At 50.7% G+C, this 16912-nt stretch carries 14 protein-coding genes and 6 pseudogenes; 8 read left to right on the forward strand and 12 right to left on the reverse strand.

Translation table 11 applies throughout. From position 1 onward, the window contains the following. Positions 1–1566: 1566 nt before the first annotated feature. Positions 1567–1656 (reverse strand): annotated as a pseudogene (locus tag ACQGXV_RS36415) (DNA methylase); the annotation flags it as partial. 40 nt (positions 1657–1696) lie between these two features. Continuing rightward, positions 1697–2198 (reverse strand): annotated as a pseudogene (locus ACQGXV_RS36420) (transposase); the annotation flags it as partial. A gap of 92 nt (positions 2199–2290) precedes the next feature. Between ACQGXV_RS36420 and ACQGXV_RS36425 the strand changes: the two are divergent. The 5 genes and pseudogenes from ACQGXV_RS36425 (at position 2291) to ACQGXV_RS36445 (ending at position 6826) form a co-directional block, all read left to right on the forward strand. Beyond that, on the forward strand, positions 2291–3265 hold the full coding sequence (locus ACQGXV_RS36425) for an IS30 family transposase (protein WP_440862690.1): 975 nt from the start codon (positions 2291–2293) through the stop codon (positions 3263–3265). 472 nt (positions 3266–3737) lie between these two features. Beyond that, positions 3738–3977 carry a replication regulatory protein RepA gene (gene repA / locus ACQGXV_RS36430; protein WP_440867948.1) on the forward strand — a complete coding sequence of 80 codons (240 nt, stop codon included), beginning with the start codon at positions 3738–3740 and terminating at the stop codon, positions 3975–3977. 243 nt (positions 3978–4220) lie between these two features. After that, entirely contained in the window at positions 4221–4295 is a 75-nt protein-coding gene (gene tap, locus ACQGXV_RS36435; RefSeq protein ID WP_440862605.1) for a RepA leader peptide Tap, read from the forward strand. Next, positions 4288–5379 carry a Replication protein gene (locus ACQGXV_RS36440; RefSeq protein ID WP_440867949.1) on the forward strand — a complete coding sequence of 364 codons (1092 nt, stop codon included), beginning with the start codon at positions 4288–4290 and terminating at the stop codon, positions 5377–5379. Before tap ends, ACQGXV_RS36440 begins: the two co-directional genes overlap by 8 nt. A gap of 472 nt (positions 5380–5851) precedes the next feature. Then, positions 5852–6826, forward strand: a pseudogene (locus ACQGXV_RS36445) (IS30 family transposase). Between the two features lie 581 nt (positions 6827–7407). Here the strand turns inward: ACQGXV_RS36445 and ACQGXV_RS36450 are convergent. Further along, complete coding sequence (locus tag ACQGXV_RS36450; protein WP_440867950.1) at positions 7408–7548, reverse strand: hypothetical protein; 141 nt, start codon at positions 7546–7548, stop codon at positions 7408–7410. Between the two features lie 95 nt (positions 7549–7643). Here ACQGXV_RS36450 and ACQGXV_RS36455 point away from each other — a divergent pair, with 95 nt between their 5' ends. Continuing rightward, complete coding sequence (locus tag ACQGXV_RS36455; protein WP_440867954.1) at positions 7644–8594, forward strand: Rpn family recombination-promoting nuclease/putative transposase; 951 nt, start codon at positions 7644–7646, stop codon at positions 8592–8594. A 141-nt stretch (positions 8595–8735) separates the two neighbouring features. Next, positions 8736–10925, forward strand: coding sequence for an SF1B family DNA helicase RecD2 (gene recD2 / locus ACQGXV_RS36460; RefSeq protein WP_440867951.1), 2190 nt, complete (start codon positions 8736–8738; stop codon positions 10923–10925). A gap of 229 nt (positions 10926–11154) precedes the next feature. Here recD2 and ACQGXV_RS36465 read toward each other — a convergent pair whose 3' ends face one another. From ACQGXV_RS36465 to ACQGXV_RS36475, 3 genes and pseudogenes are all read right to left on the reverse strand, one after another. After that, positions 11155–11733, reverse strand: coding sequence for a transposase (locus tag ACQGXV_RS36465; RefSeq protein ID WP_440867900.1), 579 nt, complete (start codon positions 11731–11733; stop codon positions 11155–11157). Beyond that, positions 11733–12717: pseudogene (locus tag ACQGXV_RS36470) on the reverse strand (IS30 family transposase). Before ACQGXV_RS36470 ends, ACQGXV_RS36465 begins: the two are co-directional and overlap by 1 nt. Before the next feature lie 57 nt (positions 12718–12774). Further along, positions 12775–12918 carry a hypothetical protein gene (locus ACQGXV_RS36475; protein ID WP_440867901.1) on the reverse strand — a complete coding sequence of 48 codons (144 nt, stop codon included), beginning with the start codon at positions 12916–12918 and terminating at the stop codon, positions 12775–12777. On the opposite strand from ACQGXV_RS36475, the pseudogene ACQGXV_RS36480 reads away from it, so the two are divergent. Continuing rightward, positions 12893–13225: pseudogene (locus ACQGXV_RS36480) on the forward strand (Tn3 family transposase); the annotation flags it as partial. The gene ACQGXV_RS36475 and the pseudogene ACQGXV_RS36480 sit on opposite strands and share 26 nt — an antisense overlap. A gap of 88 nt (positions 13226–13313) precedes the next feature. Here ACQGXV_RS36480 and ACQGXV_RS36485 read toward each other — a convergent pair. The 6 genes and pseudogenes from ACQGXV_RS36485 to ACQGXV_RS36510 all read right to left on the reverse strand — a co-directional run. Continuing rightward, positions 13314–13631, reverse strand: a pseudogene (locus ACQGXV_RS36485) (transposase); the annotation flags it as partial. Positions 13632–13811: 180 nt separating this feature from the next. Beyond that, positions 13812–14051, reverse strand: coding sequence for an amidohydrolase family protein (locus tag ACQGXV_RS36490; RefSeq protein ID WP_440867902.1), 240 nt, complete (start codon positions 14049–14051; stop codon positions 13812–13814). A 44-nt stretch (positions 14052–14095) separates the two neighbouring features. After that, positions 14096–15085 carry an Rpn family recombination-promoting nuclease/putative transposase gene (locus tag ACQGXV_RS36495; RefSeq protein WP_440867903.1) on the reverse strand — a complete coding sequence of 330 codons (990 nt, stop codon included), beginning with the start codon at positions 15083–15085 and terminating at the stop codon, positions 14096–14098. 504 nt (positions 15086–15589) lie between these two features. After that, a complete protein-coding gene (locus tag ACQGXV_RS36500; RefSeq protein WP_440862665.1) occupies positions 15590–16123 on the reverse strand; it encodes an IS630 family transposase in 534 nt (177 codons plus the stop codon). Further along, positions 16047–16412 carry an IS630 transposase-related protein gene (locus ACQGXV_RS36505; RefSeq protein ID WP_440862584.1) on the reverse strand — a complete coding sequence of 122 codons (366 nt, stop codon included), beginning with the start codon at positions 16410–16412 and terminating at the stop codon, positions 16047–16049. The genes ACQGXV_RS36500 and ACQGXV_RS36505 overlap by 77 nt, the downstream gene beginning before the upstream one ends. Before the next feature lie 28 nt (positions 16413–16440). Then, complete coding sequence (locus ACQGXV_RS36510; protein ID WP_440863585.1) at positions 16441–16842, reverse strand: transposase; 402 nt, start codon at positions 16840–16842, stop codon at positions 16441–16443. Positions 16843–16912 lie beyond the last annotated feature (70 nt).

Consider the following 16912-nt stretch of genomic DNA (forward strand, 5'->3'; position numbering starts at 1 on the left):
TGACCTAGGCGACTCAAAGCCATCTACAACGTATCTCAGACCAGACTTCATTCTGGCCGAAATTGACCAATCGGATAGTGCCCGCGAAAATAAATCAATCATCACAACCAGATAAATCCAGACAGCTTCCGTCCATAAGTAAGTGTGTAGAATACCCACTTTTGATTCGGTGCTGATGCAGTAAAGTCCTACTGCAGCAGATTAGATGCCACGGGATTTTTATGTTTTGAATTCGTTGTTACCCTGAACTTCTTCGCTGCTTTCGCCTTCAACCACTGTCGACGCAGACTGGCAGAAATGGCTTTACAATTGTAATCACCGTTTCTTCCTTTCTGCTGCTCTGAAAACGCACTTGCAACGAGTGTATCGCAAAACATCATGTTACTGATGTTGATCTGTTTTCTGCCGACGCGGTCAGTGCCAAGTATAAAAACAGCTGCGACTGACGCACGGCACACGCGCCATAGACTTAACCCGAAAATCAGCCGGATATTGTTGCATAAATACGTACCCCAATTCAGGCGTCTGGCGAAGCACGTAGCGGCCTTTTGAAGTATGGATAACCCCTCGGCCTGCTCAGCCAGTTGCCGTTTAAGCTTTGTAAACAGATTTATGCTGTTCTGTTTTGGAGCTAGCTAGAGAGTACCACTAAATAGCTTTTCCTAATACCGCTACACCCTACACAAGTCTTTTGGCACAAGAGATAGTCAGCTTTCAGCCCCAAAAGCTTTTTATATCAAAGCTCAGAAGTGGTAGTGATGAGTAGCAAAATAATAACCTATAGTTATCAAGTTATCTACTATTAGGAACAGCTATTTAGAGAGCATCATTTGCTGTTTTTTACGTAAGGCACAAAGCTTCAATTACTGAAGATTCAACTTACTGGCTACCTTAACTACACCAGCCAGCTTGGCAAGTACCAGAGCATTCTCCCGAACCTCGTCTGGACAGCGATTATTGGTCATTTTACAACCGTTCTATTGAGTCATTTTCTATATCTGTTAGCAATATTACTCACTTAACAGCGTGTCCACGATCTCTAGTCCGGATGACGAATCAATGCTACCGCTCTTAGCATTTTAAGCTAATATATACCTGAATTTATTTGTAAATATTCAGATTAGAACTGTAAGACCCCTATTTTATATAAGAAAAGTCTTAAGTAAATATGAATTTCAAATTACAGAAAAATGGGTCGTGAGTATATTCAATGGTAGTGATTGATTATCAAAGCTTTGTTGAATAAATCTAACTTTTAGTAGATTGGCAGATCTGATCGCTAAAGTCGTTTCGGCATCGTGTTTCCATGGCCAAAGTTATTGTCAAATGTGGTGTATGAAGCCATCGGCCCCATTTCCACTCGAAACGCAACAAAACGGTAGGGGCTTATGCCGCCAGTAAGTGCGTTAAAAATACCTCATTGGGGGAATATGTCAACGCCACGATCTTTGACCGTTTTTCACCATTTTTAATGTCCGCTATTCATCAACCAGGTTGACCGCTTTTCTCCAGCGATGCCTCGTTGTTTTCTGGCGCACTATTCTTGCTCAGTACGCCTGCCTTACGTTTCTCGGTCGGGTGGTGGCGGTTGCCGGAATATTTCCAGCCCAGCACGTCCGGCAGCGGGTTTTGTGGCAGACGTGGACGGCCTTTTGCCGCCCCATTCCCAGTCGAAACGCAACAAAACGGTAGGGCATTATGCCGCCTGTAAGTGCGTTAAAAATACCTCATTTGGAGAACGATAACCCAGCGATTTTCTGCCTCGCGTATTGAGCAGGTGTTCGAGTGCTGCAACCTTGCGATGGGTGACATAATTGAAGTCCGTTCCCTTCGGGTAAAAACGCCGTATCAGCCCGTTGGTATGCTCATTCAACCCGCGTTCCCAGGAATGATATAGCCAACCGACTTAAAAATGATTACATCCTATGCCCTGATATGCGGCAAAGAAGCATAGCTGGCTGTTATCAAAATAATGTCGCTTGGCTATATGGCCGGGCAAAGTAGACCGGTGCCCCCGTGACTTTTGTAATTTCCCCGTGCTGGGAAAATTCAGAACCGTTGTCAGCAGTCAGGGTTTTAAACTCGCAGAAGGTATTGGCAACGATGTCCCTGAAGGCCGCTACCACTGTCTCTGCTCGCTTGTTGGGCAGTTTGCGAATGATGACCAGCTTGACGGCTTTATCGACCACCGTCAGCAGGAAGCCCCATTCCCACTCGAAACGCAACAAAGTGACCCACTGGCCAGAGTCGGATAAAATCACCGTTCTGGCCCTACTGGAGATCCCGTTGCATGCAGGGAAAACATCTGACTCACAAAGAACGGTTCTACATCGAAAAGCGGCGTGGTGATGGGGTTAACCAGGCCACCATCGCCCGGGAACTGGAGCTTCCTCGTTCTACCATCAGCAGGGAACTCAGACGCAATACCGACGCCGCTTTCAACGGGGTCTATTCCTGCAGAAGGGCCGAAACGTTGGCCAGAGGGCGGCGGCAGAAAACACGGCCGGACAGCGTGATTAACCAGCTTGAACCGCACATTCAGGACTTTATCAGAACGGCGCTGTCTACCCACACCTCACCTGAGGTCATCAGTGGGCGCCTGGTCCTGGAATTTGGCCTGTCCGTCAGCAAGAACTCGCTCTATCGCTATATCCAGCAGGAGCGCCGGGCCGGCGGTGAGCTGTATCAGCAGCTCCCTCATCGGGGTAAACGGTATAACTATCAGACCGATGAGAACAAACGCGGTCCTATTCCCAACCGTGTTGGCATTGAGCAGCGGCCGGCCGTTGCTGACCTCAAGCAGGAACCCGGGCATTTCGAGATTGACACCATCTTTGGCAAAGATCAGAAATCATTCCTGCTGACGGTGGTCGATAAAGCCGTCAAGCTGGTCATCATTCGCAAACTGCCCAACAAGCGAGCAGAGACAGTGGTAGCGGCCTTCAGGGACATCGTTGCCAATACCTTCTGCGAGTTTAAAACCCTGACTGCTGACAACGGTTCTGAATTTTCCCAGCACGGGGAAATTACAAAAGTCACGGGGGCACCGGTCTACTTTGCCCGGCCATATCATTCCTGGGAACGCGGGTTGAATGAGCATACCAACGGGCTGATACGGCGTTTTTACCCGAAGGGAACGGACTTCAATTATGTCACCCATCGCAAGGTTGCAGCACTCGAACACCTGCTCAATACGCGAGGCAGAAAATCGCTGGGTTATCGTTCTCCAAATGAGGTATTTTTAACGCACTTACAGGCGGCATAATGCCCTACCGTTTTGTTGCGTTTCGACTGGGAATGGGGCGTTGGGCTTCAGTGGTACGCCTGCTCTGGTGGTTTTACCGTCAACCGGCGCCAATGCTGATAACGTGACGGTTATCCCTAGATACACCAGCGCGGAGGCCCTGCAGCAGGCCATCAATCATGCTGTCGGTGATACCAAAAGTAATCCGGTGTCCACCATCTGGCGACGCGCTATCTAATACAGCTAAAAAATACTGACGCCTTCGCTGTGCTCAGTTGTCCAACCCTGGAGAAGGGTAAAAGCAAGTTTTCCTCGTCTCCGGCGTTTCTGGTTAACACATCCGAACAGTATTTCTGAGGTTATTGCTTTTTTCTCCCCCTATGGGCCGCGCGCCAACGTGGCTCACTGTTTGATGTAAAGTTAAGTCGCTGATTTCAGGAATCTGTAGTATCCTCTGCGAAACGATCCTTGTTTGATCCTTGAGGAGGCAGAGATGTCACAAGCCGAAAATGCAGTTACTTCCTCATCGAATGGAAAACGAACGTACCGTAAAGGTCACCCGCTGAGCGCTTCAGAGCGGCAACAAAGTTTTGTTGCCCGCAAGCGTGAGACGCACAAAGAAATCAAGATCCTTGTGCCCAATGAGCTCAAGAGTAAATTTCAGGAAATGTGTGCTGAGAGTGGCCTCAGCCAAGCAGAACTGTTTAGTCGTTTAATTGATAAAGCCGGGTAAACTGGCGTTATGGGCTGATATTCTTGCTTGATAGGACACGTAGTGCTAGATTACTGATCGTTTGCGGATCTTATGGCTGGCCACGCCGCAAGGTGGCAGGTAACTGGTTCTGATGAGGATTTTCCCTAAACCAGAAAAGCAAAAACCCCGATAATCTTCGACTTGTTTGGCGACGCGAAGAGGATTAACGGGGCCTACTTAAACTGTATAGAAGCTGTTGCTCTATGCAGGGAGTATAGTTTTATGCTCAGAAAAGTTCAATACCTTCTGTGTACATTACTCCTTCCGTGCAACATAAGCGCGGGCAGGTTTGGTTGACACCATTCTTTCTCAGGTCCAGCCTGATATCTCTGTTATTTCCCGGCGCGGTTTGTCCAATACGCTGCGCAAAGGGAAATCCAAAATTCATCGCCGCTACCAGCCGACGCTTAGCTGTGCTGTTCCGCGCGGGATGGCTGCAAAGGTCGTGGCGCGTCTGAGCAGCCATGACTGGCATCGTAATCCCGATCTGATCGCGCTGCGCCAGCAGGGATATGTGCCTTATACCCGTCGTAACGATCCGCACTTTTTGCCAAAGCCGATGCGTCTTTCTGCACGTTCGGAGAGCCGTGAAGCCCTGAATGCACTCTCCATGGCACTGGCGGCCAACTGCGATTATAACCCGGACAGTGACTATGCTTTCGAAGTCATGGTGCCGTTTGAACAAATTGCCGCCGCAATGGGATGCCTGCACGTCTACGGTAACGGACGTAAAGCCTATGACAGCCCGTTACATGCCCTTTCGGTGCAGGAGCAACTGGGTTACGTGATTGCCTTACGCGGGCAGGATACGGATTCGGGCCAGAACAAGCCGTTGCGCCTGTGGCTGACCGAAAAGTTCTTCACCTCCCGGGGAATTGCGGTGGAGGAAATCCGGCACTGGCTGGGCCAGTTCCGTCAGTGGGCCATCCGGAATGGCCTGACAGAGAGCCTGCGTAAAAAATACGAGCGTCACCTGTTGCGTGTCGAGCGTATCGGCATCGACCTGAAAGACAGACACAGCCTGCGCAACCGCCTGAAGCAAATCAAACGCTGGGTGGTTTCTCCTGACCTGGCCCGGGATAAACAGGCAAAGGTCCGGGAGCTGCAGCAGGGGCTGGACGGCCTGGAAAACCGTGAGGCGGAACGTCTGGATCTGATACTGGATGGCTTGCAGGCGAATGTCAGTGAGTTGGGCAAAGCAAAGCGCAAACGCCAGAATCCGCTCTATCAGGCCTTTGTCGCCTGGTCTACCAGTGGCAAGGTTATGACGCATCAAGTTAACGCGCTGGAGATGGAGGTCAGTCGGGAGCACCCGGCCCTGTTGAACACCGATCCGGAAGCCTACTATAAACTGCTGCTCGAGCGCGCCGGTATACTCTAATCCCCGTCCTCTTTCTTTTTAACCGTGCCCTGGCGCGGTTTTCGTGTTGCTGCTGCATCAGAAAAGGCAATTTTTATCATCCCGGACACCGTTATTCTGAGGCAATTTTCCAGTTCAGAGCAGCAGTGACGAGATGATGGCAAACTGATGGCCTGCTTTTACCTCATTAACTTCGTACTCTCCTATTAACTTCGACCCCCCCCCTGAGATATCAGTTAATTTCGAACGTTATTCCTTAACAAAGTAAGCCCTTTAAAAAGGGAGTATATTTCGTGCCGGCTAAAGCCAGGCACTCGAAAGTTGCTCCCTCACGTTGTTCGGGCAAACACCACCCGATAAACCCAAACGTCAGCTGAAGCTTCGTAAAAGCAGAAGCACCTCCCGCCCCATTCCCACTCAAAACGCAACAAAGTGACCCACTTGCCAGAGTCGGATAAAATCACCGTTCTGGCCATACTGGAGAGCCTGTTGCATGCAGGGAAAACATCTGACTCAGAAAGAACGGTTCTACATCGAAAAGCGGCGTGGTGAAGGTGTCAACCAGGCTACCATCGCCAGAGAGCTTGCTCTGCCTCCCTCGACCATCAGTAGGGAACTCAGACGCAATACCGACACCACTTTCAATGGTGTCTACTGCTGTAGAAGGGAGGACACTCTGGCCCGGAGACGCCGTCATAAGCCTCTGCCAGAAAATGCTTTTCACCAGCTGGAGCCACACATTCAGGACTTCATTAGGTAGAAGCTTTCCACTCACTCTTCACCTGAAATCATCAGTGGCCGTTTGCCCCTAGAATTCGGTATATCTGTCAGAAAAAATACGCTCTATCGCTATATCCTGCAGGAGAGACAGGCTGGCGGGGAGCTATATCAGCAACTTCCTCATCGGGGAAAACGTTACAGGTACCATACCGAAAACCTCAAACCAGGCTCTATTCACAACCGTGTTGGCATTGAGCATCGCCCAGCTCAAGCCGAGCTTAAACAGGAGCCTGGCCACTTCGAAATTGACACTATTTTTGGCAAAGACCAGAAGTCATTCCTGTTAACCATCGTAGATAAAGCATTGAAAAACTTCATCATTCGCAAACTGCCTAATAAGCGCGCGGAAACTGTGGTTGCTGCTTTCAGGGACATTGAAGCCAATACCTTTTGCAAGTTTAAGACCCTAACAGCTGATAACGGCCCTGAATTCGCTCTGCACGAGCAAATTACTCAAATCACAGGGGCGCAGGTCTACTTTGCCCATCCTTATCATTCCTGGGAGAGGGGCTTGAATGAGCACACCAACGGGCTGATACGACGTTTTTACCCAAAGGGAACAGACTTCAGTCAGGTCAGTCATCGTAAGATTGCCGAACTCGAACACATACTCAATACAAGGGGCAGAAAATCGCTGGGCTATCGTTCCCCCAATGAGGTATTTTTAACGCACTTACTGGTGGCATAACCCTCTACCGTTTTGTTGCGTTTCGAGTCGGAATGGGACCAACATTCATAAAAGTGCAACCAATGAAACGCCGCTTATGGAACCTCAGCGCCAGACCACAACACTGCAAAAGCATCGCCGCCCCCCGGCCAAAGACAGGGGAACAGTGCCGCTTTTATAAGGGATGTTGTAACTACCTTCAGTGTTGCTTATGAAATCTATGGCGGGAAGAATCGAGTACACGCTCGTAAGCGCCTACGGCGCATAACGCGGAGATACGCCCCGGCTACGGCCAAAGGCCTTGCCGTGACCACTCCGACCGCGTACATAAACCTTATCATAATGGTAAACAAATTTAGCTTTGCAGGGCGAAGGTATCGATAGGTGATTTCTATCAAGCCGTAACCGGCTACGCCGGGCGTTCCGGCGGGAGTGGCTACAACATCCTATGTGACATTCTTTCCGCCGGCATGCGTCGCCAGCGACGCATCTGAAGTCACGCTGCGCACTGCTCGCGCGCCTGAATGAAATGTAAAAAACCTTATATTACATTCATTTAAGTTTCACATTGCGCTATAATTAAACAATATTGGTAGACAGCGTTAGGGTGACCACATGGCAGACAAGGTGCCTGCGCGCACAGTCTCATCAGACCCGTCGGCGATGGTGGCCTGGTTAACCCCATCACCACGCCGCTTTTCGATGTAGAACCGTTCTTTGTGAGTCAGATGTTTTCCCTGCATGCAACGGGATCTCCAGTAGGGCCAGAACGGTGATTTTATCCGACTCTGGCCAGTGGGTCACTTTGTTGCGTTTCGAGTGGGAATGGGGCAACGCCATGAACAAAAAATTTACCCCGACACCCCATGATGCTGTGTTCAGGCAGTTTCTTCACGACAAGGCCACCGCACAGGATTTCTTTGATATCTGGCTGCCTGATGATATAAAGGCGCTGTGTGACTGGGAAACCCTGAAGCCAGAGTCTGGCTCCTTTGTTGAACCGGATATGAAGCCTTACCAGAGTGATATCCTCTACTCTGTGAGTGCCAACGGGTCTGATGGCTATGTCTACTGTTTGATAGAGCACCAGTCGACCCCCGACAAGCTGATGGCCTGGCGATTGATGCGCTACAGCATGGCTGCCATGCAGAGCCATCTGGCAGCCGGACATGATAAGTTACCACTGGTTTTCCCTGTACTGTTCTACTGCGGAGAAAAAAGCCCGCATCCGTACAGCACCAACTGGCTGGATTGCTTTGAACGGCCCGATATAGCGGCAAAGATTTACAGTCAGCCGTTTCGAATGGCGGATGTGACCACGCTCGATGATGACGCCATCATGCAGCACAGGCGCATGGCGCTGCTGGAATTAATTCAAAAGCATATTCGTCGCCGGGATATGACGGAGTTGCTGGACAGCATTGTTAAACTGCTGTCGTATAATTATTATACGGATACGCAGGTTATCACGATGATGAACTATCTTGTCCAGGAGGGTAACGCCGCTTCGCCGGGAACGTTCATTACCGAGATAGCTAAACGGACAGAGAAACACGAGGAGGCGCTTATGACCATTGCCGAGGCTCTAAAGCAGGAAGGTAAACAGGAAGGTTATCAGATTGGTCGCGAGCAAGGCATCAATGAAGGCATTGAGCGCGGGCGCTACGAGGGTAAGCTGGAAGGTAAGCTGGAAGTCGCTCGTCAGATGTTGGATAGCGGCATGGCTCCTGTAACGGTTAAACAGTTTACGGGTCTTACCGATAGTGACATCCTGAAGCTAAAAAATTAGAAAGAGTGATATTCACGCACAGGTGTCGGAGACGTCGCCAAAGGACGCACGGGTGACGTTGCAGCCCGATGGAAAAATCGCGATCACCCAGGCGTGATCTGCTTCCGGTTAGAGTGCCGAAATCAAGGGTGCGAACATCACATGGGAACGCTCCCCTCCCCGACTCAGTCTTTTGAACATATTTCAGGACTGATAGAACGCGTCACCTACCACAATGGCGAGAACGGATTCTGCGTTCTTCGTCTGAAGGTTAAAGGCGAACGCGACCTGGTGACACTGGTCGGCCATACCCCGTCAGTCACGCCCGGTGAATATGCTTCAGCCTCCGGCAACTGGTTGATCGACCGAGAGCATGGTCGCCAGTTTAAAGCCACTTTTTTGAAAATATCCCCACCAACAACCCTGGCGGGTATCGAACGCTATTTGGGGTCAGGCATGGTAAAAGGTATTGGCCCCACCTATGCAGCCCGGCTTATCAAAGCCTTCGGCGCGGATGTATTCGATGTGATCGAGCGAGAACCCGCGCGTTTGCGTGAGGTTGACGGCATCGGTACCAAACGCGCCAGGAAGATAACGTCCGGATGGGCAGACCAGAAGGCCATCCGTGAGATCATGGTGTTTCTGCATGCGCACGGTGTTTCCACATCGCGCTCAGTGCGCATATTCAAGACTTATGGTTCGGATGCTGTTGAGATTATCCGGACCGATCCCTACCGTCTGGTGCAAGATATTCGTGGCATAGGTTTTTTATCCGCTGATACCATCGCGCAAAAAATCGGTATCCCGCCGGATTCTCCGCTACGAGCACGCGCGGGTGTCTCCTACGCACTCTCAGAAGCGTCTTCTCAGGGGCATTGCAGTTTACCTCACGTCGAACTGGTTGATCTGGCCGTAAAGTTATTGGGTATGTCGCCAGCCCTGATCGAAATGGCCATCCGCGATGAGGTGAACCGTGAAAACTTAGTCGAAGACACCATAAGCGGGACGTCCTGTGTATTCCTGCCCAGCCTGTATCATGCCGAACAATCCATCACCACCCAGATCGCTCGATTACGCCAAGGTTCACCGGTGTGGTCTGGTGTGAATTCTGACAAAGCTATCCCCTGGGTAGAACATCGTCTCGGCATCACGCTGGCAGACAGCCAGAAGCGTGCCGTAACGCTGGCACTGACCGCCAAAGTGTTGGTGATCACCGGTGGACCAGGCGTGGGGAAAACCACGCTGATGAACACCATCATGACTATCCTCCGTGCCAAACAGGTCACAGCCATGCTATGTGCCCCAACGGGGCGTGCAGCGAAGCGACTTTCTGAATCCACCGGGCTGGAGGCTAAGACAATCCACCGTCTGCTGGAAATTGATCCGGCTACCGGCCAATTCAAACGTAACGAAAGTACACCGCTGCCCTGCGAGCTGCTCGTTGTGGATGAATGCTCCATGATTGACGTGCCGCTCGCCAATCAACTGCTGAAGGCCATAGCCACCCATACCGCCATCATTTTTGTTGGCGATGTAGATCAGCTGCCTTCGGTGGGACCAGGCGCGTTTCTGGCCGATCTCATTGCGTCTGACGCAATCCCAGTCATCCGTCTGACGGAGGTCTTTCGCCAGGCCGCGACGTCACGTATCGTTCAGGGTGCGCACAGCATCAATCAGGGCATGTTCCCCTCCTTTCCCGGCAAAGGCGAACGGTCTGATTTTTACCTCGTGCCAGCCGAAGACGCCGACGATATCGCCACCACCGTCGTCAACCTGGTCAAAACGCGCTTGCCGAGAAAATTCAATGTCGATGCGGTTCACGACATTCAGGTGTTGTGCCCCATGAACCGTGGCATCACAGGGGCACGGGGCATCAATCAGGTACTTCAGGCCGCGTTGAACCCGCCCGGAGATCACAGTATTGAAAGATATGGGCAGGTTTTCAGCGTGGGAGACAAAGTCATGCAAATCGAGAACAATTATGATCGTGACGTGTATAACGGCGATATCGGTTTCGTCGTGGCGCTTGATCGGGAGGATGAAGTTCTGCAGGTCCATTTCGACGGACGCGATGTCAGCTATCCTCTGGGGGAACTCGATGAGTTGGTATTGTGCTACGCGACAACCATTCATAAATCGCAAGGGAGCGAATACCCCGTAGTGATCATTCCGCTGTCGACACAGCACTATATGATGTTGCGGCGCAACCTTATCTATACCGGCGTCACCCGGGGTAAAAGGCTCGTAGTGCTTGTAGGTCAGAAACGCGCACTTGCCATGGCCATCCGCGACAAACAGTCCAAGCGTCGCTATTCAAAGCTTCGTGAACGCCTGGCGGAGGTTTGCCACTGATCGGTACCGCAGGCTGACAACTTCAGGTCACCTCGAAAAACTAGAAATTTTCAATGAATCTCCGGCTTGACGCCTAGGAATTTCAAACTTTTTGGGGCCCCTGATTTCGGGGGCTGGCAACGATGAAAACCGGCTTTTTTATCGTGAATGCCTCTGTGTTTGGGTGATTTTTGAACACATTGCGCGTTTTTTGATTACATCGCCGAATTCCAGGCAGAGTTTCCCCGCATTATCCAACGTAACGCATTCGCGCTATCTCCCCGGCGTTCGCGATTAGCTTCTCCAGGGCCGTTGCCGGCAGCGCCCGGCTGAACGCCATTTTTGCCCCGCACAGCAGGCAGGCAAACGGGTCTGTATTCAGTAATCCCTGACTCAGCGTTGTGTATGTCACTGGCGCTGCTTTTTTCACATTATCCTGCCCCAGGGCTTTTCTCACCAGAGGCAACAGTTTTCCCACTACGCGGTTAGCCAGAAAACCAAAGTAACGCACCATCCGGAAATGCTTCTCCGGTATATGCTTTATCAGCCGCAGTATCAGCTCACGCTGACTGAGCGCCAGGTCTTCATGCCTCCCCGTCCGGTGATCCAGAAAACGCAGGGTGATGCGGCTTCCCCCGTCGTAGTGTGCCAGTCGCGCACCCGACACAGGCAGTTTTTTCAGGTACCGGCCCAGGTACTTTGCTGTCTGCCGGGGATGTTTCGTCGGCTTCGCAAAATACACGTGCCAGTAAATCTCTCCCTGCTCATTTTTCCCCTGGCTGAGGATAAGGCCCATTCCCAGTCGAAACGCAACAAAACGGTAGGGCATTATGCCGCCTGTAAGTGCGTTAAAAATACCTCATTTGGAGAACGATAACCCAGCGATTTTCGGCCTCGCGTATTGAGCAGGTGTTCGAGTGCTGCAACCTTGCGATGGGTGACATAATTGAAGTCCGTTCCCTTCGGGTAAAAACGCCGTATCAGCCCGTTGGTATGCTCATTCAACCCGCGTTCCCAGGAATGATATGGCCGGGCAAAGTAGACCGGTGCCCCCGTGACTTTTGTAATTTCCCCGTGCTGGGAAAATTCAGAACCGTTGTCAGCAGTCAGGGTTTTAAACTCGCAGAAGGTATTGGCAACGATGTCCCTGAAGGCCGCTACCACTGTCTCTGCTCGCTTGTTGGGCAGTTTGCGAATGATGACCAGCTTGACGGCTTTATCGACCACCGTCAGCAGGAATGATTTCTGATCTTTGCCAAAGATGGTGTCAATCTCGAAATGCCCGGGTTCCTGCTTGAGGTCAGCAACGGCCGGCCGCTGCTCAATGCCAACACGGTTGGGAATAGGACCGCGTTTGTTCTCATCGGTCTGATAGTTATACCGTTTACCCCGATGAGGGAGCTGCTGATACAGCTCACCGCCGGCCCGGCGCTCCTGCTGGATATAGCGATAGAGCGAGTTCTTGCTGACGGACAGGCCAAATTCCAGGACCAGGCGCCCACTGATGACCTCAGGTGAGGTGTGGGAATGGGGCGGTAGACAGCGCCGTTATGATAAAGTCCTGAATGTGCGGTTCAAGCTGGTTAATCACGCTGTCCGGCCGTGTTTTCTGCCGCCGCCCTCTGGCCAACGTTTCGGCCCTTCTGCAGGAATAGACCCCGTTGAAAGCGGCGTCGGTATTGCGTCTGAGTTCCCTGCTGATGGTAGAACGAGGAAGCTCCAGTTCCCGGGCGATGGTGGCCTGGTTAACCCCATCACCACGCCGCTTTTCGATGTAGAACCGTTCTTTGTGAGTCAGATGTTTTCCCTGCATGCAACGGGATCTCCAGTAGGGCCAGAACGGTGATTTTATCCGACTCTGGCCAGTGGGTCACTTTGTTGCGTTTCGAGTGGGAATGGGGCAAGCGACATTATTTTGATAACAGCCAGCTATGCTTCTTTGCCGCATATCAGGGCATAGGATGTAATCATTTTTAAGTCGGTTGGCTATACCGTTCCATGTGCTGGAAACCACATACGAAGAGTACCTCCGCCTGGCGTCACTGGTCACGGCCAACGACGGCATCACCGATGCCATAGAGGCACTGCCGATTTTTCCGCACTATTCGTTTGATCCGGAAACGCTTTATGGTGCCGTTGACGGACAGAAGTTTGGCGTCGAGCGATCAACAGTAAAGGCCCGACATTCGCGTAAATACTTCGGCAGCGGTAAAGGCATGGTCGCCTACACGCTGCTGTGTAACCACATCCCGATCAACGGCTACCTGATTGGCACAAACGACTATGAAGCCCACCATGTCTTTGATATCTGGTACCGCAATATAGCCAAGCGACATTATTTTGATAACAGCCAGCTATGCTTCTTTGCCGCATATCAGGGCATAGGATGTAATCATTTTTAAGTCGGTTGGCTATACTGACGGTTTTTGCCCGCCGACTGACCAGAGAGTAGTCCGGGCAGCGCAGTTGCAGGCTCATCAGTGTAAAAAACGAGTCGACAAAGCCCTGTAATGCCCGGAGCGACAGGTTAAACACGCGCTTTATCATCAAAACCGTGGTAACAGCCATATCGGTGTAGTAAAGCGGCCGACCACGACCTTCAGGCGAAGAACTGTCAGTCCATGCAGCGATGGCCGACTCATCAAGCCAGACCGTCAGGGAGCCGCGTTGTCTGAGTGCTTTGTTGTAGGTGGGCCAGTTGGTGATTTTAAACTTTTGCTTTGCCATGGGGAGCTGCTATCGGGAGCGATGATAGTGCTTTGATCCGGCGATCCCCTGAAAGTTCGATTTATTCAACAAAGCCGGAAGGCGCGTCAGTTTTTAAAAAAATCACGCTTTTCGCGTAGCTTTCTTATTTATCGAAACAATTATGACCATTGGGCTTAAGTTGCTTTGCCGCCATTCAAGTTAATCAGCATTTCTGTCACGAGTCAGGCGCATCCAGTTATTGTGAGCAAAAGCTGCTTTGCCAGTTTCATCAAGATTACATTTTTCCAGAAATTGCCTCGCATCATTACCGGGGCGATATTGAAATGGATAATCAGTAGAAAAAAGAATACGCTCCTCACCTACTATCGCTACAGCTCTGTCCAAAAAATGAGGAAGGAACATACCACTCGCCGTAACATACAGATTTTCCCTGCCCATCAGTATACGCTAATGGCCACGCAGGGCGTGTCAGGAAAGGATGACTAATGGCGGATTTGTGCCAGGTCGTCTTCAGTCAGGCCGGTCATTTTCATGACTGTGTTGTGGTCGAGGCCATTCTGCAGCATGGTACGGGCGACTTCGAGTTTACCTTCGAATTTACCTTCGAGCTTGCCTTCGAGCTTGCCTTCGAGCTTGCCTTCGAGCTTGCCTTCGTTGCGGCCTTTTTCAATACCACGTTGCTCACCGAGCTGAATGCCCTTCTCGATGCCCTTCTGTTCGAGCTGTTGTGCGATGGTCATAAGTGCGTCTCCGTGTTGCGGCACACGCTGTGCCAGTTTGCGTACAAAGGCTTCGGCGTCGGATGTTTCGCCTGCCTGCAGAATATAGTGTACCAGTGATATCACCTGCGATGAAGACAGATATCCGGCCAGTAAAAGGGGCGCCAGCCGATCGACCAGTTCTGCCAGATCCCGCTGATGAATATGTTTCTGCAGTAATGTCAGTGCAGCCATACTGCGATGATCGGCGATTTCATCATCCGGAATGACGGTCACATCAACCAGCGGGAAAGCATTGCTGTAGAGTTTGCCAGCCAGAGCCGGATCGTCAAACTCATCCAGCCAGCGGGTGGAGTACGGATACGGGCTGCGTTTACCGGTATAGAACAGTACCGGTATCACCAGTGGCAGTATCTTATGGCCAGCGTCGAGATGACGCTGCATGGCGGCCACCGCATAGCGGATAAGGCGAAAGGCCATATGCCTGTCGGGCGTCGACTGGTGCTCCACAAGAACGTGAATGTATCCATCGCCGGCAGAGGTTTTCAGGCTGTAGAGCACGTCGCTGAAATACTGGCGCAGATCATCCTCAACGAACGAGCCGGACTCCAGTTTCAGCGTGCTGAGATCGCAGACCGCGCGTAGTTCCGCAGGCAGGTGGATTTCCATGAAATCCCTGGCAATATCCGGCTGCGTCAGGAACTGCCGGAACGTGGCATCGTGAGGCGTGGGCGTCGTGTTTTTCTTCTTCATCAGTCCTGGCCCTGGGCTTTGTTGAATAATTTAACCGTTTGATTTACATCTTCTTTAGTTAGAATGCATTTACAGAGAATGTATTTTGTTAGAACGACAAATCAAATAGTTAGCACAATAAAAAGCATTCCGAGAGGAAAAATTAGTCGTTGAAATTTTATAATGCTTATATAAATCAGTATCTTAAATTATTCAACAAAGCCCTGGCCCTGAAAAATAATCTGCATATGTTACCACACCACCGGAGTCTGTTTGCCGGGAAGTCATCCCGGTTATTCATTCCGGGGATTGCCGGTCTGAGGCCCCCCCCATGTCAGGGTAGTTGTCGCCTCTGAGTGAAAAAAATCTGAGGGGCTGGAGACGACAATGAAAATCTATTCACCTGAGCGTAAAGCTGCTGTGATCGCCAGAATGCTTCCTCCGCATAATCAACCCGTCAGCCAGTTATCACGCCAGGAGGCGAGCCCGATAAAAACGCTTTATAGCCAAGCGACTTAATTTTGATTACACCATATGGACTGAGAACAAACTCTCTGTATCGCAACCCATCTCTCTTTTTTTGCTTTTTGCTTGTGCCCATTTATGCTCAATTGGGTTAAGATCTGGCGAATATGTAGGCAAATACTCCACCATATACCCTGCATCGATGATGACTTGTTGAATATTATGTTTTTTGTGAAAAGTGGCATTGTCCATCATGATTACACTGTTTTTAGGGAGTACTGGGATAAGGACTTGTGTGACCCAGGCATAGAAAACATCGCTGTTAATATTGATATCAAATAATCCGATAGCAAACAGCGTTGTGCCTAATAAAGCGCCGATAACATTTGTTCTTCCCCTAGCTCCCCAGTTCTTCAGGCCAAAACACCGTTGACCTTTTGGGGAATAGCCGTGAGTCCGTGGGGCATCGTGTGAAAAACCACTTTCATCAATAAAAACAATAGGTTTACCTTCTTTTTCATACTGTTGTTTTTTTTGTTGAAATCCCTGCCGGGCGTTTTCGTCGGCTTTCGGATGACGTAGAGTTTTTTTTATAGGTCAATCCCAGCTTTTTAAGCGCTTGCCAAATGGCCTTCTGACAAACACCAAAACGCTCTGCACGTTCTTTTTGGTAAGCATCTGGATATTGTTCAACATCTTTTATCAACTCGGATTTATCGATCTTTCGCTGACGCGTGGTCGATGCTTTTGACTCTATTTGATTAATCCAACGCGATACAGAGGCAGGGCCAATCCGAAATTGCTTCGCTGTTTCTCGGATACTCAACCCTTCGTTTTTCCGTGTAGATATCACTTTACGTCTAAAATCAATTGAATAGCTCATTTAAATAATGTAATCAAAATTAAGTCGTTTAGCTATACAGCTCACCGCCGGCCCGGCGCTCCTGCTGGATATAGCGATAGAGCGAGTTCTTGCTGACGGACAGGCCAAATTCCAGGACCAGGCGCCCACTGATGACCTCAGGTGAGGTGTGGGTAGACAGCGCCGTTCTGATAAAGTCCTGAATGTGCGGTTCAAGCTGGTTAATCACGCTGTCCGGCCGAGTTTTCTGCCGCCGCCCTCTGGCCAACGTTTCGGCCCTTCTGCAGGAATAGACCCCGTTGAAAGCGGCGTCGGTATTGCGTCTGAGCTCCCTGCTGATGGTAGAACGAGGAAGCTCCAGTTCCCGGGCGATGGTGGCCTGGTTAACCCCATCACCACGCCGTTTTTCGATGTAGAACCGCTCTTTGTGAGTCAGATGTTTTCCCTGCATGCAACGGGATCTCCAGTAGGGCCAGAACGGTGATTTTATCCGGGTCTGGCCAGTGGGTCACTTTGTTGCA

Origin of the sequence: Symbiopectobacterium purcellii (assembly GCF_052050035.1) — a bacterium.
Taxonomy (GTDB): Bacteria; Pseudomonadota; Gammaproteobacteria; order Enterobacterales; family Enterobacteriaceae; genus Symbiopectobacterium; species Symbiopectobacterium purcellii_A.